The organism is Nocardia callitridis (assembly GCF_039543305.1).
GTDB classification, from domain to species: Bacteria; Actinomycetota; Actinomycetes; order Mycobacteriales; family Mycobacteriaceae; genus Nocardia; species Nocardia callitridis.
The window spans coordinates 25,601-46,363 of sequence record NZ_BAABJM010000010.1 but is presented as its reverse complement, the minus strand read 5'-3'; the positions used below and the strand labels follow the sequence as shown (position 1 = coordinate 46,363).

Annotated in this window: 24 protein-coding genes; 16 read left to right on the top strand and 8 right to left on the bottom strand. The window is 65.6% G+C overall.

Annotated features, from left to right (window positions below; all coding sequences use genetic code 11):
- Positions 1 to 63: 63 nt before the first annotated feature.
- On the bottom strand, positions 64 to 1,275 hold the full coding sequence (locus ABEA50_RS30250) for a helix-turn-helix domain-containing protein (RefSeq protein WP_345499859.1): 1,212 nt from the start codon (positions 1,273 to 1,275) through the stop codon (positions 64 to 66).
- 177 nt (positions 1,276 to 1,452) lie between these two features.
- Between ABEA50_RS30250 and ABEA50_RS30245 the strand changes: the two genes are divergently transcribed.
- The 4 genes from ABEA50_RS30245 to ABEA50_RS30230 all read left to right on the top strand — a co-directional run bounded on the left by ABEA50_RS30245 (position 1,453) and on the right by ABEA50_RS30230 (position 4,013).
- Entirely contained in the window at positions 1,453 to 1,758 is a 306-nt protein-coding gene (locus ABEA50_RS30245; RefSeq protein WP_345499858.1) for a hypothetical protein, read from the top strand.
- A gap of 136 nt (positions 1,759 to 1,894) precedes the next feature.
- Positions 1,895 to 2,245: a hypothetical protein gene (locus ABEA50_RS30240; protein WP_345499857.1), complete on the top strand. Its 351-nt coding sequence runs from the start codon at positions 1,895 to 1,897 to the stop codon at positions 2,243 to 2,245.
- A gap of 368 nt (positions 2,246 to 2,613) precedes the next feature.
- Complete coding sequence (locus ABEA50_RS30235) at positions 2,614 to 3,462, top strand: LLM class flavin-dependent oxidoreductase (RefSeq protein WP_345499855.1); 849 nt, start codon at positions 2,614 to 2,616, stop codon at positions 3,460 to 3,462.
- Positions 3,463 to 3,554: 92 nt separating this feature from the next.
- Entirely contained in the window at positions 3,555 to 4,013 is a 459-nt protein-coding gene (locus ABEA50_RS30230) for a hypothetical protein (RefSeq protein ID WP_345499853.1), read from the top strand.
- A 418-nt stretch (positions 4,014 to 4,431) separates the two neighbouring features.
- Here ABEA50_RS30230 and ABEA50_RS30225 read toward each other — a convergent pair whose 3' ends face one another.
- Entirely contained in the window at positions 4,432 to 5,121 is a 690-nt protein-coding gene (locus tag ABEA50_RS30225; protein ID WP_345499852.1) for a DUF899 domain-containing protein, read from the bottom strand.
- 119 nt (positions 5,122 to 5,240) lie between these two features.
- Between ABEA50_RS30225 and ABEA50_RS30220 the strand changes: the two genes are divergently transcribed.
- The 3 genes from ABEA50_RS30220 to ABEA50_RS30210 all read left to right on the top strand — a co-directional run bounded on the left by ABEA50_RS30220 (position 5,241) and on the right by ABEA50_RS30210 (position 7,000).
- Positions 5,241 to 5,702 carry a hypothetical protein gene (locus tag ABEA50_RS30220; protein ID WP_345499851.1) on the top strand — a complete coding sequence of 154 codons (462 nt, stop codon included), beginning with the start codon at positions 5,241 to 5,243 and terminating at the stop codon, positions 5,700 to 5,702.
- A gap of 86 nt (positions 5,703 to 5,788) precedes the next feature.
- The gene (locus tag ABEA50_RS30215) at positions 5,789 to 6,427 is read left to right on the top strand and encodes a Uma2 family endonuclease (RefSeq protein WP_345499849.1); all 639 of its coding nucleotides are present in this window, start codon (positions 5,789 to 5,791) and stop codon (positions 6,425 to 6,427) included.
- Between the two features lie 105 nt (positions 6,428 to 6,532).
- Complete coding sequence (locus ABEA50_RS30210) at positions 6,533 to 7,000, top strand: DIP1984 family protein (protein WP_345499848.1); 468 nt, start codon at positions 6,533 to 6,535, stop codon at positions 6,998 to 7,000.
- Between the two features lie 214 nt (positions 7,001 to 7,214).
- Here the strand turns inward: ABEA50_RS30210 and ABEA50_RS30205 are convergent, their stop codons facing one another.
- On the bottom strand, positions 7,215 to 8,006 hold the full coding sequence (locus ABEA50_RS30205; RefSeq protein WP_345499847.1) for an LLM class flavin-dependent oxidoreductase: 792 nt from the start codon (positions 8,004 to 8,006) through the stop codon (positions 7,215 to 7,217).
- Positions 8,007 to 8,358: 352 nt separating this feature from the next.
- On the opposite strand from ABEA50_RS30205, the gene ABEA50_RS30200 reads away from it, so the two are divergent.
- Positions 8,359 to 9,870, top strand: coding sequence for an alpha/beta hydrolase (locus ABEA50_RS30200; RefSeq protein WP_345499846.1), 1,512 nt, complete (start codon positions 8,359 to 8,361; stop codon positions 9,868 to 9,870).
- An 8-nt stretch (positions 9,871 to 9,878) separates the two neighbouring features.
- Here the strand turns inward: ABEA50_RS30200 and ABEA50_RS30195 are convergent, their stop codons facing one another.
- Complete coding sequence (locus tag ABEA50_RS30195) at positions 9,879 to 10,310, bottom strand: DUF2000 family protein (RefSeq protein ID WP_345499845.1); 432 nt, start codon at positions 10,308 to 10,310, stop codon at positions 9,879 to 9,881.
- Between the two features lie 50 nt (positions 10,311 to 10,360).
- On the opposite strand from ABEA50_RS30195, the gene ABEA50_RS30190 reads away from it, so the two are divergent.
- The 5 genes from ABEA50_RS30190 (at position 10,361) to ABEA50_RS30170 (ending at position 13,902) form a co-directional block, all read left to right on the top strand.
- Positions 10,361 to 11,164, top strand: coding sequence for a helix-turn-helix transcriptional regulator (locus ABEA50_RS30190; protein WP_345499844.1), 804 nt, complete (start codon positions 10,361 to 10,363; stop codon positions 11,162 to 11,164).
- A gap of 187 nt (positions 11,165 to 11,351) precedes the next feature.
- Positions 11,352 to 11,762 carry a hypothetical protein gene (locus tag ABEA50_RS30185; RefSeq protein WP_345499843.1) on the top strand — a complete coding sequence of 137 codons (411 nt, stop codon included), beginning with the start codon at positions 11,352 to 11,354 and terminating at the stop codon, positions 11,760 to 11,762.
- A 169-nt stretch (positions 11,763 to 11,931) separates the two neighbouring features.
- Positions 11,932 to 12,612 (top strand): VC0807 family protein, encoded by a 681-nt coding sequence (locus tag ABEA50_RS30180; protein ID WP_345499841.1) that lies wholly within the window; start codon positions 11,932 to 11,934, stop codon positions 12,610 to 12,612.
- A 9-nt stretch (positions 12,613 to 12,621) separates the two neighbouring features.
- On the top strand, positions 12,622 to 13,494 hold the full coding sequence (locus tag ABEA50_RS30175; protein ID WP_345499839.1) for a universal stress protein: 873 nt from the start codon (positions 12,622 to 12,624) through the stop codon (positions 13,492 to 13,494).
- A 57-nt stretch (positions 13,495 to 13,551) separates the two neighbouring features.
- Positions 13,552 to 13,902 (top strand): ribosomal subunit interface protein, encoded by a 351-nt coding sequence (locus ABEA50_RS30170; RefSeq protein WP_345499837.1) that lies wholly within the window; start codon positions 13,552 to 13,554, stop codon positions 13,900 to 13,902.
- Here ABEA50_RS30170 and ABEA50_RS30165 read toward each other — a convergent pair whose 3' ends face one another.
- The gene (locus tag ABEA50_RS30165; protein ID WP_345499836.1) at positions 13,903 to 14,352 is read right to left on the bottom strand and encodes a hypothetical protein; all 450 of its coding nucleotides are present in this window, start codon (positions 14,350 to 14,352) and stop codon (positions 13,903 to 13,905) included. It abuts the gene before it with no gap.
- A 153-nt stretch (positions 14,353 to 14,505) separates the two neighbouring features.
- On the opposite strand from ABEA50_RS30165, the gene ABEA50_RS30160 reads away from it, so the two are divergent.
- From ABEA50_RS30160 to ABEA50_RS30150, 3 genes are all read left to right on the top strand, one after another.
- Positions 14,506 to 15,462 (top strand): GlxA family transcriptional regulator, encoded by a 957-nt coding sequence (locus ABEA50_RS30160; protein ID WP_345499835.1) that lies wholly within the window; start codon positions 14,506 to 14,508, stop codon positions 15,460 to 15,462.
- Between the two features lie 110 nt (positions 15,463 to 15,572).
- Positions 15,573 to 16,292, top strand: a complete 720-nt coding sequence (locus ABEA50_RS30155; protein WP_345499834.1) for a class I SAM-dependent methyltransferase — start codon at positions 15,573 to 15,575, stop codon at positions 16,290 to 16,292.
- 117 nt (positions 16,293 to 16,409) lie between these two features.
- Positions 16,410 to 17,015 (top strand): dihydrofolate reductase family protein, encoded by a 606-nt coding sequence (locus tag ABEA50_RS30150; RefSeq protein ID WP_345499833.1) that lies wholly within the window; start codon positions 16,410 to 16,412, stop codon positions 17,013 to 17,015.
- A 20-nt stretch (positions 17,016 to 17,035) separates the two neighbouring features.
- Here ABEA50_RS30150 and ABEA50_RS30145 read toward each other — a convergent pair whose 3' ends face one another.
- The 3 genes from ABEA50_RS30145 to ABEA50_RS30135 all read right to left on the bottom strand — a co-directional run bounded on the left by ABEA50_RS30145 (position 17,036) and on the right by ABEA50_RS30135 (position 20,534).
- Positions 17,036 to 18,025 carry a threonine/serine dehydratase gene (locus ABEA50_RS30145; RefSeq protein ID WP_345499831.1) on the bottom strand — a complete coding sequence of 330 codons (990 nt, stop codon included), beginning with the start codon at positions 18,023 to 18,025 and terminating at the stop codon, positions 17,036 to 17,038.
- 101 nt (positions 18,026 to 18,126) lie between these two features.
- Positions 18,127 to 19,518, bottom strand: a complete 1,392-nt coding sequence (locus ABEA50_RS30140; RefSeq protein ID WP_345499830.1) for a bifunctional lysylphosphatidylglycerol flippase/synthetase MprF — start codon at positions 19,516 to 19,518, stop codon at positions 18,127 to 18,129.
- A gap of 236 nt (positions 19,519 to 19,754) precedes the next feature.
- Positions 19,755 to 20,534, bottom strand: coding sequence for a dienelactone hydrolase family protein (locus ABEA50_RS30135; RefSeq protein ID WP_345499828.1), 780 nt, complete (start codon positions 20,532 to 20,534; stop codon positions 19,755 to 19,757).
- Positions 20,535 to 20,763: the final 229 nt, after the last annotated feature.

Genomic DNA, 20,763 nt, shown 5'->3' with positions numbered 1-20,763 from the left:
GGTGAATGGTACGAACGTGGCCGGGGTACCCAACTCCTCGGCGAGGAACAGCACCGCTTAGAACTACAGCTGGTTCACCCCGCACCACGCCGCGAACCCGCGCAGGGTCTCGGTACTGCGCGCTTCCGTTCGTGCCAATACTCGAACCGTCTCGTGCACCATCGGGTGATACCGGGTCTGGATGGGCGCTATCTGCCGCGCCTTGTTCAGTGAGTCCAGCGTCTTCGCTCGGTCGCCGTGCAGCAGGAACGCGCGCCCCAGATCGATGTACAGATGTCCCGCGCGAGACCTCGGTGTACTGGCCGGAATGGTGAGATGCTGCGCGCGCTCGATGGCTTCGGTGCCTTCCAGCATCTCGACCGCCAACCCGACTGACCAGATATCGACGTTCGTCGGCCCGAAGTAGAACACCGGTTCGCAATACTCGGTGTCGCCGAGCCGCGCCGCTGTCTCGCGTGCTTCGCTCAGATGCGCGTCGGCGGCACCGCGGTCACCCGCACGTGCCGCAGCGAGCCCGGATTGCAAGTGCAGTCCGCCCCAGCTGACGAGATGCTCTGTGTCGTCGCTGCCCAGCTCGGATTCCAGCTCGGCGCGGCAGCGCTCGAGGTACGCCAAGGCCGTATTCCAATCGCCCGTCGACGTGAGCACCAATGCTCGGAAGTACTGCGCCGAGGTCGCCCACAGTCGACTACCGGTGCCCGCCGCCGCCCATGCCAGCCGCTCAATGGTGACCGTCATCAGATCGACGTAGCCGAGCTTGTGCGCCAGGCCGCGAGCGCACAGGTACAGCTCACACAGCAGGCGGTAGGCGCGTTGCTGGTTGCCGCCCTGCTCCTGATGCACCAAGGCGCGAACCTCGATCATCAATGCCGGAAGATCCATCGACATCTGCCGCAGGCTCGACGCACGCCGCAAGGTACGCATTCGCGAGACAGCTTCGGCCACAGCCTCGATCGGCCGAGGAGTGAGCCCAGCGGGCGGAATGTCGTAGGCAGCAAGCTCGCTACGGATCAACGCGATACCGGATGCGACTTCGCTTTCGTCGCGGGTGGTTCGCGGAAACGGCTGTCCGAGCAGTTCGGACGGGCTGACCTTCAATGCCTTCGCGCACGCGCTGACGAAAGCAGGAGACGCCGGCGAGCGTCCCTGTTCGACCTTGCGGACCAACGACACCGAGACGTTCGCCTCGATCGCCAGCCGCGATTGCGTCCACCCGGCGAGCTTGCGTTCCTCCGCTACCCGCTCGCCGATGCCGCCTTCGGTTGTCGTGCCCATGTCGCACCATCCTGCCGTTGCCCCCACCAACAGTGTGGCAAAACTTTTGATACCCCACACCGCCACCCAGGTTGAACCTGAAACCAGCACCCACCGCTGGGGCGAACCCCGTTCCCCCGGCGCAGGCCCCCGGCGGTGAGTGCACCAAACCAACCGCAGGGGAATGCAGGGGTGAACGTGAGCGAGCTCGAGATAACCGTGATCGTCGTTGTAGGAACGCTGGCGCTTCTCGCTACGGTGTTCTGGTTGTTGCCGTGGCTGGTCGACCGGCCGATCGAGGTGCCCGGTGCGGTGCCGGTGGGCGAGATCCTCAATCGGGAATGTCATGCGGCCCCGCAAGTTCCGTACACGGTCGAGCAGGCACATCGGGTGATGCAGGTGCGGATTCACTGCGATATCGCTACCTGCCCGGACAAGAACGCAGCGTTCTGGACGATGGTCGATTCCGGTCGAGCGACACCGGCCGTCGGGGTGGAGCGGTGAGCGCCGGGGCGATTGCCTCGATTGTCGATTCATTGGAATCGGTACAGGCAGGTGCACCAAATGGGGCGGTAGAGCCGCAGCGGATTACCGGAGTTAACGGTAGGGCTCGCGCCGCGACCGGCGAACGGCCGACCCGATGACCGAGGAGGAACCGTTCGTTGCCCTCGGTTACATGCGGACCGACCTATCCGGCGACGCGCGCCAATGGGATGCAAAGCGGTTGCGCGCCTTGGCCTCCCGATACGGATACCAGATGGGCCACATCGTCACTCACACATCCAGCACACCGAACCGCACCGCGAATCTGCTCGACCTCGTGCGCCGGATGAACGCCGTTGCGCTGTTCGTGCCGACGGTTGAACACTTGCCCGAGACCGCGGTGCGTGCGCTGCTCGCCGAACTGGACGGGGTGACGACGTTGTACCCGGAAGAGACCTACGCCCCGTATCCGGTGCCGCCCGCCGAAGGCCCACCGGTCTGGTTGTAATGCCGTCGGCTCCGCGACCACGTTTTGACCACAATCGACCGTGAAACACAGTAATTCGCAATGAATTCGGATGATGTGTTTCTTCTGGTGCAGGCGCAGACAAGTCTCTGGCCAGTGGGACTGATCTCTGGCAGCTCAGCTCGAGGCCCCTCGCCTGAAGCTCAGGTGAGGCGCTTTTCCGTGCTTCGAGCACGTGCGCAGGCCAACCGCATATCGAGTTGCGGAACTTCGGTGGGCTCGCTTACGGTGACTTCAATCCGATTGGCGCTCTCCAGAAGTACTGTCGCAGTGTGGGAGCCTCGCCTTTTCGAGCAGGCGTGGAGTGGGCGACTTGATGTCCCACGTCCAATTCCACCAGAGGATTCTCAATGCATATTGGTCTCGGTCTTCCCATCGCTGATCCTGTCGCGCTGCCCGAGTGGGCCCGCCGCGCCGAGTCTGCCGAGTTCTCGACGCTCGGTCTGCTCGATCGCATCGTCTACGACAACCCCGAACCACTGGTCACCTTGGCGATGCTCGCTGGAACGACCAGCCGTATCCGCCTACAGACCGAGGTGCTGATCGCGCCCCTGCGTGATCCGGTACTGCTCGCCAAACAGGCTGCCACCCTGGATCTTCTGTCTGGCGGACGTTTCGCGCTCGGTCTCGGCGTCGGTGGTCGCGACGACGATCACGAGGCCACCGGCACTGATATCCGCACACGCGGCCGCCGTCTCGACGAACAGCTCGCCATCATGCGTCAACAGTGGTCGGGTGCACCGTTCAGCGACACCTGCGGTCCCATCGGCCCCGCTGCCACCGAACCCGACGGTCCCGAATTGCTCTTCGGCGGCTTCCAGCCCGCCGCCATCGACCGAGTCGGCCGCTGGGGCGGCGGATTCCTCGCCGCCGCAGCACCTTCGTGGGCGGGCCGCCTCTTCGACCTCGCTCGACGCTCCTGGGCCGACCACGGCCGCCCCGGCGCACCGCGCATCGTCGCCCAGGTCAACGCCGTCCTCGGCCCCCAACCTCTGGTCGACCAGGCCCGCACCGCCATCCTCGACTACTACGAGTTCAGTGGCCGCGCCGACCACATGGCCGATGGCCTACTCGTCACCGCCACCCAAATCCGTTCCAACATCAAACAATTCGAAGATCTAGGCGCCGACGAAATCATGCTCTACTGCTACGGCACCGACCCCGACCAGATCGACCGCTTCGCCACAGCCGTGCTCTGATCCGCGACCAACTGTCCCCCGGTCCGGCGGTCCTAGCCGCACGGCCGCGACAGTGGCTTGCGCAGACTTCTGAATACGTTCAGAATGGTGAGATGCCGACCGAAGTGCAGTGGAGCGAGTTGCAGCGAGACCCCAAGAGCGTGGCTGCTCTGGTCGACCAAGGTGATGTGCGCGTTCGGAGGCGGGACGGTGCGCCGCTGCTATTGACTCGCGAAGACAGGGTGCAATCGGAATCCGACGGATCGATCGTCGCCGCGCGTGCGCTACGCAATATCGCAGCGCACCTCACGCCGAGCGTGGCCGTGAGCGGGCTGGTCGACGAGTTCCCGTGGGTCGAGTCCCTACCTGAATCCGCGCAACGGCAGTTCGTGCTCGACTTCGTCCGAGCGTTCCAGGCGTCCGCGGAAATTGGTCAATGGTCCCTTCTGTCGCAGACATTGACCGAGTGGCGTAGCACCGCCGCAATCCACGCGGATCCTGTTTTGTCGCAACAGTTGTCCGGTCCGATCGATGATGATTTCGGCCCGGTCCCGGCGCCTACGGAGAGCTGAGTATGGCGGCTAAGCGTGGTGACCGTGTCGCTCCGCCGGGACAGCCGGGGCATTGGGAAGCGCGATTCGCGACGTCGGAGGCTGCGAAAGGGTGGGAGGAACTCTGCCGTGTCGCTCAGTCGAACACGTGGGAGGCGTGGATCGTGCTGACCGAGCGTCCTACGGCGCCGGAGACCCCGACACGGCAGCATCGACTCAAGGACATCTACGGCACACGGGTCATTGGTGGCAAAGCGCTCGACCAATGGCAGTACGAAGTTACTGCCGGAGGACGTATCTGGTTCTGCCCCGATTCGGACCGCCGAATTGTGTGGCTGACGCTAGCGAGTACGTCCCATCCGAAGCAAACCGAATAGACGGGTGCGTGCCACTGAGACGGCCACCATCAAAGTGATCGGCGGGCTACTTCACCGATATCTCACGCACCCGGCGCACCGTAAGCGGCGGCGACGTCTTGGGAGCCGACCCACTTGCTGTAGGCGGGCGATTGCGGCCAGCCTTCGGGGGAGTCCTGCCATTCTTCCTGGCGGCCGTAGGGGAGGGTGTCGATGAGGGCGAAGGTGTGGGTGAGTTGTTCGGTGCCTCGGCCGTTGGTGTGCCAGGTGCGGTAGACGGTGTCGCCGTCGCGGAGGAAGACGTTGACGGCGAAGCCTTCGCCGGGGCCCGCGCCGACGTCGGTGCCGAATGAGCTGTTGGCGGTGGAGTACCAGGTCATCTTGTTGCCGACGCGTCGCTGGTAGGCGAGCGCTTCATCGATCGGGCCCTGGGTGACGATGACGAAGCGGGCGTCGTAGTTGTTCAGGAACTCCAATCGGGTGAACTGCGCGGTGAATCCGGTGCAGCCGCCGCACTGCCATTGTTCGTCGGGGAACCACATGTGGTTGTAGACGATCAGTTGCCGTTTGTCGCCGAAGAGGTCGACCAACCGGACCGGCCCCTCCGCGCTGTCGAGGGTGTACTCGGGCATCTCGACCATCGGCAGCCGACGGCGTTGCGCGGCGATCGCATCGAGCTCCCTGGTCGCCGCCTTCTCCCGAATGCGCAGCGCATCGAGCTCACGCTGCCAGATTTCGGTGTCGACGACGGGTGGCAATGTCTCGGTACTCATAGGTTCCTACCTCTCTTCACGTATCCCACTGCCAGGTAGGACCGAGTCCGTGCGCCGAATTCATCGGTGTCGTCCCAATTCCGAGGCGGAACCGCAGTTTACTGAACTAGTTCAGAGACATGAGCTTGAAGACTCGCCCGTTCAGTGACCTGATTCGCAAGCAGACCTCGGTTTTTCCGTTGCTGGTGGATGCCGACGTGTTGTTGGAACGGCGGGATGCCGAGGATGTGGTGCTCATGCGCGATGAGCGATACCGCGCGATGGATGGGGCGCTGCGGATCACGGCTCGTTCGCTCGCATTGGTGGCAAAGGCCAATCGCGAGATGGCTGAGGAAGTATTCGCCGAAGAGCTGCCATGGGTGAAGTGGTTACCTGCCGAACATCGACCTACCGCGGTGGCGGAACTATTGGATGACCTTCTGGCAGGCGCGGATACGGGCTACTATCTGCCGTTCCTGCGTGACCTCATTGCTTGGAAGCACACGGCCGAGATCTACACCGATCCGGCGCGCGTCGCACATCTGAGCGGCCCGTTCGATCCTGCCGACTTCGGCGAGGTCGGCCGTCCTGGTGGGGTGTGATGGGGCCGAAGCGTAGTGACGACGCGAATGCCTTCGATGCTCCTCACCGCTGGATTGCCGCGCCAGTCTGCGGATACGATCGGCGTATGTCCCCCGCCAGCCCGCGCCTCGATGACCTCCCGGAGAGCATGACGTGGGACGAACTGGCGAGCCTTCCCGCGGAGTTGGCGACACAGATCGAGTTGCACGAGGGGCGCGTCGTTATCGTCAGGTCAGGGCCTCCGCGACATCAGCGCTTCTACCGGCGGATGGCGAACGCGCTCGAAGCATGCGCTCGATCGGATATGCGCCGTGCATCGGACAGTTGCTGGCAAGTTGATGTTGAGACCAACGTCTTCTTCGCGGACAAGTCGGACTTCCGTACTCCCGATTTTCTGGTCTACCACTGCTTGAACAGTGGCGATCAAGACATCTGGAGCCGCGATGTCGTGCTGGTAGGGGAGGTGCTCTCGCCGGCGAACACGCATGCCGGGATCGAGAGCAAGAAGGCCAAGTACGCTTCCGCCGGGATCCCTTGGTATTGGGAGGCCGATCTCGATGGCGACGCGATTTCTACCATTCGCGCCTACGCCTTGGAGTTGTCCGCCGAACTGCCGGACGGGGTCACACCGCTGCGCTCGAGGAACTACATCCTCGTCGACGAGTGGTCGCAGGATGCCGCCCCCGGCGTCGAGGCCCACTTGCCTTTCCCTATCAAGATTCCGTGGGCGGAACTCGCGTTCTGAAAGGTCGGTGGGGCGCGCCGGTTTTGTCGAAGTGCGGAAAACCCGTTGCCTGATCTAGTTGACCGAACCCATACTCGGTCCATTACTCAACGGGAGGTCGGGGTTGTGAAGTTGGCGGAGGCGTTGGCGTTGCGGGCCGATGCGGTGCGGCGGGTCGAGCAGTTGCGTGCTCGGGTTGTGGGGAGTGCTCGGTTTCAGGAGGGGGAGGAGCCTGCCGAGGATGCCGCGTCTCTGCTTGCCGAGGCGGGAGAAGTGTTGGGGGAGTACGAGAGTCTTATTCGGCGGATCAATCGCACCAATGCGGTGAGTTCGATCGGCGCGGATGGCACGCTCACCGATGCGCTGGCGCGCCGGGATGTGTTGCGACTGCGGCATTCTGTGCTGATCGATGCGGCGGATGCCGCGGCGGGCAAGCATGGCGGGTATGTCCGACAGTTGCGGTCGGAACTGAAGATGTTGTCCGCCTTGCCCGTTGCGGACCTGCGCAGGCAGGCCGACGCCGTCTCGCGAGATCTGCGCGAACTCGACGTGCGCATTCAGCGTGCGAACTGGGAGGTCGACCTGGTGGACTGAGGTGGAGCGGGTAGTCGTCACGGAGGCGCGCACAACCCGAGGCCGACGGGTTATTCGGCCACCTTCTGGTGCACGGAGGGCAGTGCTCGGGGTTCGATTCCCCGTTTCACATCACCGCTCAGCACCGCGCACAGGTGAAAGGGAACCGCACACAGCACACCACCATGTGCGGATTCGTGACGGCGAGGGCGGGTAAGGGGTACTCCACCCAGGATTATTTGTCGCGCAGGAGTTCGACGACCGGCGCGAAGGTTTCGAGATGGTAGCCGTTGACGGTGATGTAGGAACTGCCGAATCTATCGCGGCGCCTTTGGAGTTCGTCGGCGATCTCCCGTGGCGTTCCACGCAGCATCAAGAGGGAATCGGCCTTGATCAGCGCATCGAGGTCGTCGCCGACCAGCGGGACGACCCACGGCGGGATCGCATCGCCGTGGACGAGGATGTTCATGTTGTATTCGATCTGATCGGCGCGGCTGCCCGCGGCCTCGGCGGTCGCCGCGACCATGTGGTCGATCTCTTCCCTGGTGGCGAAGGGGCCGTGCGGCAGGGTGACGATATCGGCGACCGCACCCGCGAGCGCGCGTGACTTCGGGCCGCCCGCGGCGATCAGCACCGGTGTTTCGGCTCCGAGTTCGCGCAGATGGGTGATGGTCTGTCGCACCCGGTCGAGGCGCTGGGTGAATGTGGTTGAGGGTAGGCCTATTTCGTCGACCGCAGCCTGGTTCATCCGCGGATTGCCGGTGCCGATGCCGAATTCGAACCGGTTGTCGGTCAAGGTGGTGAGGCTGTTGGCCTCCCATGCCGCCATCCGTGGTTCGCGCACGGTGCTCGCGAGCACGAACGTTCCCACCCGTAATGCGGTGGTGGCGGTGGCCGCGACGGCGAGGGTGGGCAGCGGCGCAGGAAAGCCGAGTGCGTCGGGTACCGATAGCGTGGAGTAACCGAGGTCTTCGACACGTCGCGCGTACTGGCGCCACTCGGCAGCGGAGTGGCTGGGACCGCCCAATATGCCGAATCGGAACCGTCGATCCACTGCTATCGCCCCACTTCATGTCCGTTGTGCGCAGGCCCACCGATTCCCGCTCGCGCGACTGTACCTATGTGGTGGCTGTGCGTCGACGGAAAATCGTCGCGGGCGTGATCGAGGTCGTGCGGCCGCCGAAATACCCTTGAGTTCGATGGTTCGATACCCGAAAACTTCTGTCGGACAGGTTATTCGAGCTTTCTTTTTCGCCGATCTTCCGAGGGGGCAGCCACCCTGTGGAGGTCGGCATCGGTTGATTGCCGAGAGCGGGAACAGCTCGGGGTCGGCACCGGATACGGTGGTCTCGTTCGGTGGTGGAGGGTTGAATCTGTTGTTGGCGAGAATTGTTCGTCGTCCGGTGACGGTCGCGGCGTTGTCGGTCCTGTTCGTCGGAGTGTTGACTGCGCCGGGTCATGCCGCGCCCGACCCGTCGAACCTGGATCGGTTCTATGGACAAACGCTGGAGTGGAAGCCCTGCGGCATCGCGAGTATGGACGCGGTCGGTGGTGAATGCGCCGACGTGCTTGTTCCGCTGGACTACGCGAAGCCCGGCGATCGCACGATGACGGTGGCGATATCGCGGGTCCCCGCAACCGATCCCGAACGCCGCAGGGGCGTGTTGGTGTCGAATCCCGGCGGGCCAGGCGGTGCCGGTCTCAACAGCCTCGATCTGCTCGGCGACGTGCTGTCGCCGGAGGTGCTCGCCGGTTACGATCTGATCGGCATGGACCCGAGGGGTGTCGGTGACTCCGACGCGGCCAAGCGGTGTGGGTGGCCGGTGGGCGAGATGATCCGGTCGGCAGGGGTGGACCTGCTCGGGTTCGTGCACGACACCATGCTGTCGGCGGGGATGGCGGCCAGTTGCCTGATCGGCGGTGACCAGGACAAGCTGCGGCAGTTGACCACCCGCAACACCGCCCGCGACCTCGATGTGGTGCGAAGTGCGTTGGGGGAGCAGCGCATCAGCTACTTCGGCGTGTCCTACGGCACCTACCTGGGGGCAGTGTTCACGCAGATGTTCCCCGAGCGTAGCGACCGGATCGTGCTCGACAGTTCGATCGACCCCGATCGGTATTGGTCGGGAATGGTGCGGGATTGGGGTCGCGCCGACGAGATCGCCCTGGACGATTGGTCGAATTGGGCTGCTACCCAGGACGATACGTATCGCCTGGGCGACACTCCCGAACAGGTGCGTACGACGATCGTGCGGCTGCTCGATTCGGCGGCCGCGCGACCGATCGTCATCGACGGGTTCCCGATCGACGATCATTGGTTGCCGTTCATCCTGCACAACATGCTGAGCAATTATCGGCTCGACGAGGCGCTCGCCGCCACGGTGCGCGAAATCGCCGACGCCGCGAACGGCGTTCCCGTTACCGCGCGTGAACCCCGCCTACAATCGGTGCTGCAAGCGTTGCGGGTGGAGAATTCGGTGGAAGCTCATATCGCGTGCGGTGATTCGGCGGCGCCGACCGACCCGGTGCGGTACTGGAACGATATCGAGGGCACCCGCGCGACCCAGCCGGTGTTCGGCGCGTTGGCCAACAACATTCAGCCGTGCGCGTTCTGGCCGAGGCCGGTCGAACCGCAGACGGTGGTGCGAAATGCGGTGCCAGCGCTGGTATTACAAGCGACCGGCGACCCGAGAACCCCGTACGACCACGGTGTGGCACTGCACCGTGACCTCACCGCGTCGCGCCTGGTCACCTTGCGGGACGTCCGGATTCACATGACCTTCCGTCCCGACCTCAGCGCCTGCGTCAACGACACCATCAACACCTATTACCGCGAAGGAACCCTGCCCGAGGCGGACCTGACCTGCACCGCCGACCAGGCCTCCGAGTAGGGCGTCGGTCACGGGTGCATGTGTGCGCCTTTGAGTAGCTTGTCGACGACGTTGCGGCGAGCGTGCACCGCCAGGCCCACCAGGTCGAGGTCGTCGTGGCCCACGGCGCGGACGGCGGCGCGGTTGTCGTGGTCGTTACCGGTGGCGAACAGGTCGGCGGTGAAGATCGCGAGCGCAACGCCACGGGTGCTCGCACGGGTGTGTGTGCCGCGCAATGTCTCCTTGGCGCCGGAGAACACGAGCACCGGCTGACGCAGCATCGGCAAGTAAACGGTGTCGTCGGCGTCGATGTACGGGTCGCCGATGATCTCGGGTTCGGCGGCGGTGATACCGCTGATCAGGAAGGCGGTGACGTTCAAGCGTTGCCAGCTCACCAGGTCGTCACGCAAGAGGACGGCGATCTTGGTGTCGAAGCGAACGGGCGCGGGTGCGGATTCCATGCCGACGATGCTGCCGGGGAGTGACCTGCTCGGTCTTGTACATTCTTGACGTGGTCGGCGTATCGGAGGTCACGGCGTGGCGTCCTCGGGTCAGTGGGATCGAGGAGGTCTTCCACGCGCATTTCACCGACCACGCCTACCCGATGCACGCGCACGGAGTGTGGACGTTGCTGATCGTGGATGCGGGGGCGATCACCTACGAACTCGGTGGTCACGCGCACGGTTCGACACCGAATTCGGTGACGTTGTTGCCGCCGCACGTGCCGCACAACGGTCGCGCCGCCGATCCCAGTGGCTTTCACAAACGAGTGATCTATCTCGCGGCGGACCTGTTGACCGACCTCGGTGCCGCGGTCGATGCCCCCGCGGTGACGGATCCGCTGCTTCGTGACCGTGTGCACCGCCTGCACCATGCGCTGCGCCGACCGGGGGAGGAGTTGGAGGCGCAAAGCCGACTGGTGTTCGTGCTCGAACGGCTGCGCGGGCACCTGCGCCGCGAAATCGGCGCCACCCAGGAGTGCCGCGATCCCGCACTGGCCGGGTCGCTACGCGATCTCCTCGATGCCAGGGTGCGGACCGGTATCACCCTCGAACAAGCGGCCGAGTTATTGCACGCCGACCCCGCGTATTTGGTACGTACGTTCTCGCGCCACTTCGGCATCGCCCCGCATCAGTATCTGATCGGTCGACGCGTCGAGTTGGCGCGCCGGTTGTTGTTGTCGGGGTGTGCGCCCGCGCAGGCGGCGGTGACGGCGGGGTTCCACGACCAGCCGCATCTCACACGGCATTTCAAGCGCATGTTGGGCACCACGCCCGCGCGATTCGCCACCTCAGGACGAACCCACCGCGGTTGACGCGCCGGTGCGCGAAAGGTAACGACCACACCGTCATTCGACCGATAACCCGATGCGCGGCGTTGTGTGCTGCTACGAGATTCGTCGAATCCCGCCCCGGCGGCGGGGATGTCGGGCGAGGATCTACTCCGATCGCCGGAGTGCGGCGTCGTTCGATGAAGGATTTTTCGTGATGCGAGTTTGTTCGATGAGGAAAATAACCACGGCACGGGTCGGGGCGGCCGTCGCGGTGTTCGCCACCGCTACCGCCGTGCTGTCGGTGGCCATGCCGACCGCGAGTGCGACGGTGACGAAGGTGGGCGCCCTGCCAGGGATGCATTACGGGGTGGGGACCAATTACGGAACCGGTTGCGAGTACACGGTGGTAGCGCGGGTGACCGACCCGGTCGAGCCAGTAGCCTTCTACGACAACGGGATTCCGTTGCCGGTGGTGCGTCCTTCTGGTGGTGAAGCGTTGCTGCAGTGGGTTCCCGCGACGCCGGGACCGCACACCCTCTCCGCCGTACAGGGCAGCGAGCAGACCCCGCTCGCGAGTGTCGATCTGCGCGTGGGCACGGGCTCGCACGTGGCGCATGCCTGCGTGGTGTTCGGCGGCTGAACCGGGTTCGTCCCGCCAGCATGACCACCGTGGCATGACATCTGTCATGCCACGGTCGTGATGGTTGACAGATCCGCGGCCGGCTCCGCGTCCCTAACGTTTTCCTTGTCGCGCACACACATCGAGCGAGCGCGGCACAGGATCACAGCGACGCCGAGGAGCATGTCCGATGACCGTCAACAGCACAGCCGTCACCACCCACCCCGCCACCGAACCGGACGGCGCGGCCGCCGGTCGGAAGAACCTGCGTGCCGTGCTCGCCCCGATCGCCCGCACCGTGGCGCTGCCGCTCGGTGCGTATTTCGTGCTGCACGCGCTGGGGTACAGCGATTTCGCCGGTCTGCTCGCGGGCACCGTCTTGTCGGGCTTGATGCTGGGCGTCGAGGCGGTGCGCTCGCGTCGGCTCGACGCTTTCTCCGCGCTCATGCTCGGTGTCTTCGTCTTCGGCCTGATCGCCTCGTTGATCAGCGGCGACCCCCGCCTGATGATTGTGAAGGACTCCGTCGGCACCATGATCGTCGGCGCGGCCTTCTTGATCAGCATCGCCATCGGCAAGCCGTTGACCTACGTGATGACGCACAAGGCGATGTCCGCGACGAGCCCCGGGCGCGCCGCCGCCTTCGCCACCACGTATCGGAATGACGCGTCCGCGCGCCGTGTTGTGCGCGGGCTGTCGGCGATGTGGGGTTGCGGGCTGCTCGGCGAGGCGGTGGTGCGCGTCGTGCTGGCCTACCAATTGCCGGTGCACACCATGGTGTGGTTGTCGACGGTGTTGATGCTCGCGGTGGTCGTGCCGATGGTCGCGGTGAATATCTACTTCGCTAGGCGTGGCCGCCGCGCGATCGGGTAAGGCCCGAACATGCGTAACCACGGGTCGATCCTGGTCGGTGTCGACGGGTCCGCTGGCTCGATCGCCGCACTCGGTTGGGCCGCGCGCGCCGCGGCGGTGCATCGCGCACCGCTGCGGTTGGTGCATATGGTCGACCCGACCGCCGATTACGGGCCGGGTGCCACCGAGCCACTGACCAGCACTGATTACACGCGACTCGAGGATCACGGGCGGTGGATTCTCGATACCTGCGCCCACGACGCGAAGCAGATCGTCGACACGGTGGATCTGACGCCGATCGAGATCGGCACCGAACTGGTTTTCGGTGCGTCGGGTCCCGCCCTGGTCGATCGTTCGGCGCAGTGTCGGGCACTGGTGGTCGGTAGCCGGGAGCGGGGTTCGATGCGCAGGGCATTACTCGGTTCGGTCAGTGCGATGCTCGCGCGGCGCGCGCTGTGTCCGGTGGTGGTCGTGCGTGACGGTGTGCGGGGGAGCGCGACGAAGGACCCGATCGTTGTCGGCGTCGACGGCACGCAGATCAGTGAGCCTGCCATCGAGGCCGCGTTGATCGAGGCTTCGGCGCGTGGTGTGGCATTGCTGGCGATGCACGCATCCAGCGAGTCCGATCTCACTGAGCCGCAAGGCGATAGGGCGATCGGGACGATGGTGCTCGCGGAGAGTTTGGCCGGATGGCAGGAGCGCTTCCCTGAGGTGGAGATCCGCCGCGAGATCGTGTACGACCGCCCGGTGCACCGGCTGCTCGAGTGCTCGGAGCACGCGCAGTTGCTGGTGGTCGGCAGCCGGGGCCGCGGTGGCTTCGCGAGCATGCTGTTCGGGTCGACGAGTCAGGCGGTGCTGTTATCGGCGCAGTGTCCGATCATGGTCCTGCGCGACACCGGGTGAGCGCGTGCAGGCCGACTTCGTCAACGGGATGTCTCGTCCACAGAATGGAGTAGATCGATGGAGATCGACATCAATACCGGTAACGGCGTGCGGGGCGATGAGCGTCTGATCGAGCACGTGCGCGACGAACTCGGCTCGGCCCTGGCGAGATTCGAGGATCGGCTGACGTGGGTGCAGGCGCATCTTTCCGATCAGAACGGGGACAAGGGTGGCCCCGACGACAAGCAGTGTGTGTTGGAGGCGCGGCCGGTCGGCGGTCCCTCGGTGGTGGTCACCCACCGTGCGGGGACCGTCGAGGAGTCCTACCTCGGCGCGGCGGCGAGCATGACCAGCCTGCTCGACAGTCGGTTCGGCAAACTGCATCGGGACAAGGGCGGCGAGTCGATTCGCCATCCGCGTCCCGAGTGATCACGCGCCGGTCGTGGAGCCGGGGCGCACGATCATCAAGACGGTGACGGCCACCCACAGCAGGTTGAAGACGCCGGTGTCGGTGGCCAGGCGCCGGAGGGTGAGCGGGGTGGTCGCGGTGAGGTCGCCGAGGACGGTGCGTTGACTGGGCAGGATCATCATCGCGAGCACGCCGCCCGCGGCGGCGGTGAGGCCGATCGAGATGATCAGCCAGGTGTCGGTGAGCACTCCGAGGGTGAGCGCGGTGAGCGCGCCGAAGATCGGCACGAGGACGCCGAGTCCGGCGTATACCCGACAAATGCGGTGCAGCACAGTGAGAATGGTGGTCGAGTTGTCGGGCGCGGCGAGCGCTTTGCGGGTGGTGGCGGGGAACATGCTCGCGGCGACCGTTACCGGGCCCACGGCGATGATGACGGCCAACACATGGACCGACAGGAGAAACTTCGTCACGGCGCTCGACGGTAATGCGGTGGCGCCGCCGCCAAAATGGGCTTGAATGCCAATTACCGACGGATTTCCGCCAATCGCCGGGAACAGGCAGCATGGGCTGTTTTCCAGCTGGAACCGGTTGGCTGATTTCAGTCGGAGCAATAGCATCTAGCCATGCATACCGTGGCCGTGCTCGCGCTGGATCAGGTCGTGGCTTCCGATCTGGCCGCCCCCGTCGACATCTTCGGGCACTCCCGCCTACCCGATGGTCGCGCCGCCTATCGCGTCCGGGTCTGTGGCATGACGCCGAGCGTCGACACCGGCGCGTTCCTGCTGGTTCCACCGTGGGGGCCCGCGGAGTTGGCCGAGGCCGACACCATCGTCGTCGCGGGTTGCGCCGATGTCACCGCGCCCGTCCCCGACGCGGTGGTCGAGGCGCTGCGTTCGGCGGCGGCGCGAGGCACCCGCATCGCCTCGATCTGCTCGGGCGCGTTCATCCTGGCCGCGGCCGGACTTCTGGATGGTGGACGTGCCACCACGCATTGGCGCGCGGCCGCCGAACTCGCCGCGCGTTATCCCGCGATCGATGTCGACCCCGATGTGCTGTATGTGGACAACGGCGCTGTGCTCACCTCGGCGGGTGCCGCGGCGGGAATCGACCTGTGCTTGCACATGATTCGCCGCGATTACGGTTCCGCGGTGGCCGCCGATTCGGCGCGCAACGCGGTCGTGCCGCTGGAACGAGAAGGGGGACAAGCGCAATTCATCGTGCACGACCAGCCGCCGGCGCCCCGTGGCTGCGCACTGGAACCGGTGATGCGCTGGATGTGGGACAACTGCGCCGCCGAGTTGACCCTCGACGACATCGCCGCACACGCCGGGATGAGCACCCGGACGCTCAATCGTCACTTCCGGGAGCAAACCGGAACGACACCGCTGCAGTGGTTGCTGCGCACGCGCATTCGGCAGGCTCAGCAACTGCTGGAGTCGACCGCGCACCCGATCGAGCGGATCGCCGGTCAGGTCGGATTCGGTTCGCCGACCGCGTTTCGCGACCGGTTCCGGCGCGTGGTCGGCACCAGTCCGCACAGCTATCGCAGGGCGTTTCGCAGCGGCGTTGCGCAGACGTGAGCTCCCGCGTCAAACGGAGTGATTTCCTCCACTTGTGTGCGGTGCGCCGTAGACTATTCGACGTCGAGAAGCACCGACGATCCGCCATCGAAGTGAGGGACAGGTTCGGTATGACCCAGAGCGACGCAACTCCACTGCCCGACCCGGCAACGATCGATTTCGAGCAGGCTTACCAGAACAAGACGCTTGTCGAGGGGGTGGTGATGCAGCGGCTTCCGTGGGATATCGGTAAGCCGCAGGCCCTGCTGGTCGCGGCGGAGCAGGCCGGTCGGCTCTCCGGCGACGTGCTCGATATCGGTTGTGGCCCAGGCGATACCTCGATTTTTCTCGCCGGACTCGGCTACCACGTCACCGGACTGGATGTGTCGCCGACGGCCCTGGAGCAGGCGCGCGAGCGGGCCGCCGAACGCGAGGTGGCGGTGACCTTCGCCGTGGCCGACGCGACCGACCTCGCCGGTTACGACGAGCGTTTCGACACCGTGGTGAGCAGCGCCCTGTTGCACTGCTTGCCGTATGCGCAGCGCGTCGAGCACGTGGCCGCGCTGCATCGGGTGTTGCGGCCGGGCGGGCGGTTGATCCAATTCTGTTTCACCCGTGAGGATTACGACCAGCCGTACGCGCCGTTCCCGATCGACGAGAACGAGTTGCGTACCGGTTTCGCCGCGCCGAAATGGGAGATCGTTTCCCTGGAGCGCGGGCGCTATCAGGCGGTCATGCCCAAGGAGGCGGTCCAAGCGATCGTCAACGAGCGGCAAGGCAAGGCGCTCGAATTCGACGCCGAGGGCTGGATACAGCTGCCGGTCTGGGCGCTCGAGGCCGTGCGAGCCTGACTGGCCGCCTGCCCGCGGTTGCCCGTCGTGCGGACCGATGAATTTGTCGACATCGCCTCGTCTGATCCCAAGAGAGTCGAAACCACGACCCACTCGGAACACGATCAAGGAGTCACGATGCGCAAGATCACCGCAGGATTGTTCATCTCCGTCGACGGCGTCATCGAAGACCCGCAGGATTGGCATTTCCCCTATTTCAACGACGAGATGGGCGCGGCGGTCGACGCGCAGCTGGGCTCGGCCGATACCTTGCTGCTCGGCCGCGCCACCTATGACGGGTTCGCCGAGGCGTGGCCGGGCCGCGAGCAGGAAGGCGGGGAGGATGCGCCGTTCGCGAAAAAGCTCGGCGACGCGCGGAAAGTCGTTGTCTCCCATCAGAACCTGGAATTGACCTGGCGCAATTCCGAGGTGCTGAAGGGCGGCTTGGTCGAGGGCGTGGCCGCGCTCAAGGCCGAACAGGGCGGCGACATCGGAATGAGCGGCTCGGTGTCGGTGGTGCGCCAGCTGCTCGTCGCGGGTCTGTTGGACGAACTGCACCTGCTGGTGCACCCGATTGTCGTCGGGAAGGGCGACCGCCTGTTCCGTGACGGGTCCGAGGAGATCGGGCTGCGACTGCTGTCGTCGCAGACCTTCGCCACCGGCGTGCTCAATCTGGTCTACACCCGCGCCGAGACCTCGGCTACCGGCGGCTACGACGAAGCGAAAGCGCACCTCGCGCAATAGCTTCGGCTCCCTGTTGCGGGCTATTGGGCGTGTGCGTGCTCCGGTTCCTCCGTCTCGACGGGTGCCGTCAGATCGGCGGGGTCGGTGTTCGCGCCGCACAGCACAACGCACACCTTCTCTCCTGGACGGAACACGGTCGCCGACAGTTCGTCGTCGAGCAACGGCGCGAGTGCGGTCGAGGCCGCGTGCTCGACCGCGAGTCGGTGTTTGGCCCACAGGCCGTGGCGTGCGGCGACGATCTGCTCATCGGACACGAGAATCGACTCGACGTCGTAATGCTGGGCGGCATACAACGCCAACGCGGTAGCGCGGCGGGCGCCGAGCGAATCCGAGGCCACGGAGTCGACCGAGACGTCGACCGGCTCGCCTGCCGCCAGCGCGGCATGGAGCGCGCGGCAGCGTTTCGGTTCGACCGCGACGGTCCGGATGCCGTAATGGTGTGCGACCGTGGCGATTCCGGCGAACAGGCCGCCGCCACCGACCGAGACGACGACCGTATCCAACCCCGGCAGCTGGGCATTGATCTCCATCATCAGCGTGCCGGCGCCCGCGGCGATCAACGAATTGTCGTAGGCGTGCGAAAGCAAAGCGCCTGTCCGCGTGGCGAATTCTTGGCTGGCCAGGAGAGCGTCGGCGTACTCGGTACCGACCTGCTGCACTTCGGCGCCGTAATCGCGAAGCCGCGCCACCTTCACCTTCGGTGCCGTGGTCGGCACGAATACCGTGGCCCGAACGCCCAGTTTGCGCGCGGCCCACGCACACGCCAGCCCCGCGTTGCCGCCGGAGGCGATGGTCACGCCCGCCTTGGGGAGGGTCGCGCTGTCGCGGTGCGCGCGCAGAAAATTGAGCGCGCCCCTGGCCTTGAAGCTGCCGGTGTGCTGCATGAACTCGAGTGCGTACCGCAACTGGACGGGCGTGTCGATCGGACCGCCCTCGGCCAGCGCGATCGGCCGAACGTGGCCGGTCACGCGCTCTGCGGCGGTTACCACGTCACCGTAAGCCAACTCCATGCCCGCTCCTGACTGTCGTTGTAGACCAGCATTATCCGATGAACAGCGTGGCGCGACGGGCGAAGGGACGCCGGTGTCGCGTATCGATACTCCGACGACGCTCAGTGCTCGCGTCGATGCGGAGCGAACTCCAGTGTCAGTAGTGCGGCGGCCGCCAAGACGACCTCGCGCCAGCGAATCAGCACGTAGCGCTGATCGGCCAAGGCGTGGAACTTGCGGAGGAACCGGTAGAGCGATTCCAACCGGATCAACGGGTCGCCGAGGTGCACGAGCACGTAGACCAGCTTGCCGAGGCGCGTCTTCTCCTTCTCGGCGAAAATCTCGGGGAACGGCGCGAACGCCAGCGAGATCCGCCGCACGTCGTGTTCGCGGGCGTAGTCGATGAGATCGATGATCATGCGCTCGTCCAGCCCGTTCGGTGCGTCCTTACGTCGCCACGGCACGTCGAGGCTCAGCTCGCGGCCCTGTCCGGAGATGCCGTAGCGCTGGAACCCCGCGATCTCGCCGTGCTCGTCCTTGCCGATGACCACCAGCATGTTCGGGTTCCTGCCGTCGAGCAGGTGATCGAGAATCATCGAGAACCCTCGGGTCTGTCGACCTCTGCCCCACTCGTCGACGATGCCGAGCAGCGCGGTGCGCTGTGCCTCGGTCAGGTCGGATTCGTAGACCATCTCGGTGGTCACGCCGAAGTTCTTGGTGCGGCTCACGGCCTGGCGCAGATTGCGGAACCGTCGCCCGACGAGGCTGAACTCGTCGACGTCGATCACCACGTCGCGCCCGATCGGGATCGGCCGCAGCCCGCGATGCTCGTGGGCCCGCCTGCGCCACATCTGGGCCAGGTCCGGGCTGGCACCGAGCACCGCCACGCGCCAACCGTGGTTGATCGCGAAGGTGGAGAACTCCGAGAGCAGGTCCGAGAAGGCACTGCGGTCGCCGATCGGGTCACCGGCGACGACGGCGAAGCCGAAGCGGGTGCGGTAACCGATCGCCGCGCTCGAGTCGGCGTTGAAGTAGTAGGTCTTGCTGGAGTGCATGGCGAACGGTGCGATGGCGTCGTTCTCGGTGCGGCCGACCAGCTCGGCCACTCGGTACAGCTGATCGGGCTGCGGCTTGCTGGAGCGCGGAAGCACCATGATGAGGCCGGTCGAGGCGAGCAGCACGAAACCCACCGCGGGGTGTGCGGCCCGGTAGGCCAGGCTGGCGACCGCGAGCACCATCACCGCCGCGGCGAAGTGCGGCAGGGTGATCGGGCGTTGCAGATACAGTCCGCGCGCGACGAGGATGCCCGCGAGGGAGACGGCGATGAACCAGCCGTGATCGGTGCCCTCGTGCAAGGTGTAATGCGCCTCGTACACCAGGATCATGCTGACGACCAGCGCGAGCGTGATGAGCACCGCGCGTGCCAGCGGTGTGGTGGTGAACTCCGCTTCCCGGTAACCGGTGAAGGTCGAGGATCGGGTCGCCCGCGCGAGCGTGCGCTGTCTGTCCGTCATGCCGACGCCCCGACCCGAGACGCGCGCACTATGACCACCTCGGCGATCTCGAGCCTCGTCATGTTTCCTCCCGATCTTCGTCTATCGACCCTAAGCGGGACTTCGATAACGGAGCAATGCCTTATTCCGTCACCCCGGCGGCAACGCTGCCGGAACCCGCAAGACAGCACGGTCTGGGCGGGCCAGGGTCCGTGCTGCCTACAGACAAAACATCGGATGAATTCCGGATATTCCGGTTAGCGAGGGGAATTGCCGAATGCGCGACCGAACAGCGCGAGCAGGTCGGTGAGATGGCGCTCGTAGGCCTGCTCGTTGTAGGACGGGATGTCGCGCTGTGTGAATCCGTGCGCCGCGCCCGCGTACACCACCGACGTGTAGCGGATGCCCGCGCCGTCGAGGGTCTGCTCGAGCCGGGTGATCTGCTCGGGGGGCATCGACTGATCCTGGTCGGCGTGCGCGATGTACAACTGCGCGGTGCTGCCGTCGACGGTGCGGTGCGGACTGTCGGGATTGTCCTCTTCGGCGAGGTTGCCGCCGTGGAAGCTGGCGGCGGCCGCGATCCGGTCGCCGAGTCGACCGGCGGTACGCAGCGCGAGTCCGCCGCCGAGGCAGTAGCCGACCGTCGCGATCGGACCTGTCGCGACGAACTCCGACGACTCGAGTTGCGCGAGGTAGGCGTCCACGTCCTGGATCACGTTCTCCGGGGTGATCGAGGCGGCGGCGATCGGGCGCAGTGCGGCGAAGAACTCGTCGCGCGACCGCGGCTCACTGAAATCCGGCAGCGGGAGCAGCGGCGCGCGCCCCGACCGGTAGAAGAGGTTGGGTGCGAGCACGCTGTAGCCCTCGGCGGCGATGATGCGCACCAGTTCGCCGAGCCACGGCCGCAGGCCGAACGCGTCCATGAACAGCAGCACGCCGGGGTGCGCCGCACCGTCGTCGGGACGGGCGAAGTAGGCGTCGGCGGCGCCGGCTGGAGTCGGGATATCGAGGGTGTCGAATGCGGTGGGCGATGTCATCTGGCCTCCGGCGAAGTAGCGATGGTCGGCTGGTCGACGCCACACGGCTGAGGCGGGCGCCGCCGTGGGCCGATCCTAGCCAGCACGGGTGTCGCGGGTTCGAACAGCGGCTCGGCACACACCGATCCGGCGATTCGTCCGTCGCTCGCGTGCGCCGCCCAGGTCTGCTGACGGTGGGTACAGCGTCAGGTGAGCAGGCCGAATCGTCGTTGATCGCCTCCCGTTCGCA

Coding starts and splice junctions, on each gene's coding strand:
- ABEA50_RS30250 (WP_345499859.1), bottom strand. CDS start 1,275: ATGGGCACGACAACCGAAGGCGGCATCGGCGAGCGGGTAGCGGAGGAA.
- ABEA50_RS30240 (WP_345499857.1), top strand. CDS start 1,895: ATGACCGAGGAGGAACCGTTCGTTGCCCTCGGTTACATGCGGACCGAC.
- ABEA50_RS30235 (WP_345499855.1), top strand. CDS start 2,614: ATGCATATTGGTCTCGGTCTTCCCATCGCTGATCCTGTCGCGCTGCCC.
- ABEA50_RS30230 (WP_345499853.1), top strand. CDS start 3,555: ATGCCGACCGAAGTGCAGTGGAGCGAGTTGCAGCGAGACCCCAAGAGC.
- ABEA50_RS30225 (WP_345499852.1), bottom strand. CDS start 5,121: ATGAGTACCGAGACATTGCCACCCGTCGTCGACACCGAAATCTGGCAG.
- ABEA50_RS30220 (WP_345499851.1), top strand. CDS start 5,241: ATGAGCTTGAAGACTCGCCCGTTCAGTGACCTGATTCGCAAGCAGACC.
- ABEA50_RS30215 (WP_345499849.1), top strand. CDS start 5,789: ATGTCCCCCGCCAGCCCGCGCCTCGATGACCTCCCGGAGAGCATGACG.
- ABEA50_RS30195 (WP_345499845.1), bottom strand. CDS start 10,310: ATGGAATCCGCACCCGCGCCCGTTCGCTTCGACACCAAGATCGCCGTC.
- ABEA50_RS30185 (WP_345499843.1), top strand. CDS start 11,352: ATGAGGAAAATAACCACGGCACGGGTCGGGGCGGCCGTCGCGGTGTTC.
- ABEA50_RS30180 (WP_345499841.1), top strand. CDS start 11,932: ATGACCGTCAACAGCACAGCCGTCACCACCCACCCCGCCACCGAACCG.
- ABEA50_RS30175 (WP_345499839.1), top strand. CDS start 12,622: ATGCGTAACCACGGGTCGATCCTGGTCGGTGTCGACGGGTCCGCTGGC.
- ABEA50_RS30170 (WP_345499837.1), top strand. CDS start 13,552: ATGGAGATCGACATCAATACCGGTAACGGCGTGCGGGGCGATGAGCGT.
- ABEA50_RS30160 (WP_345499835.1), top strand. CDS start 14,506: ATGCATACCGTGGCCGTGCTCGCGCTGGATCAGGTCGTGGCTTCCGAT.
- ABEA50_RS30155 (WP_345499834.1), top strand. CDS start 15,573: ATGACCCAGAGCGACGCAACTCCACTGCCCGACCCGGCAACGATCGAT.
- ABEA50_RS30150 (WP_345499833.1), top strand. CDS start 16,410: ATGCGCAAGATCACCGCAGGATTGTTCATCTCCGTCGACGGCGTCATC.
- ABEA50_RS30145 (WP_345499831.1), bottom strand. CDS start 18,025: ATGGAGTTGGCTTACGGTGACGTGGTAACCGCCGCAGAGCGCGTGACC.
- ABEA50_RS30140 (WP_345499830.1), bottom strand. CDS start 19,518: ATGACGGACAGACAGCGCACGCTCGCGCGGGCGACCCGATCCTCGACC.
- ABEA50_RS30135 (WP_345499828.1), bottom strand. CDS start 20,534: ATGACATCGCCCACCGCATTCGACACCCTCGATATCCCGACTCCAGCC.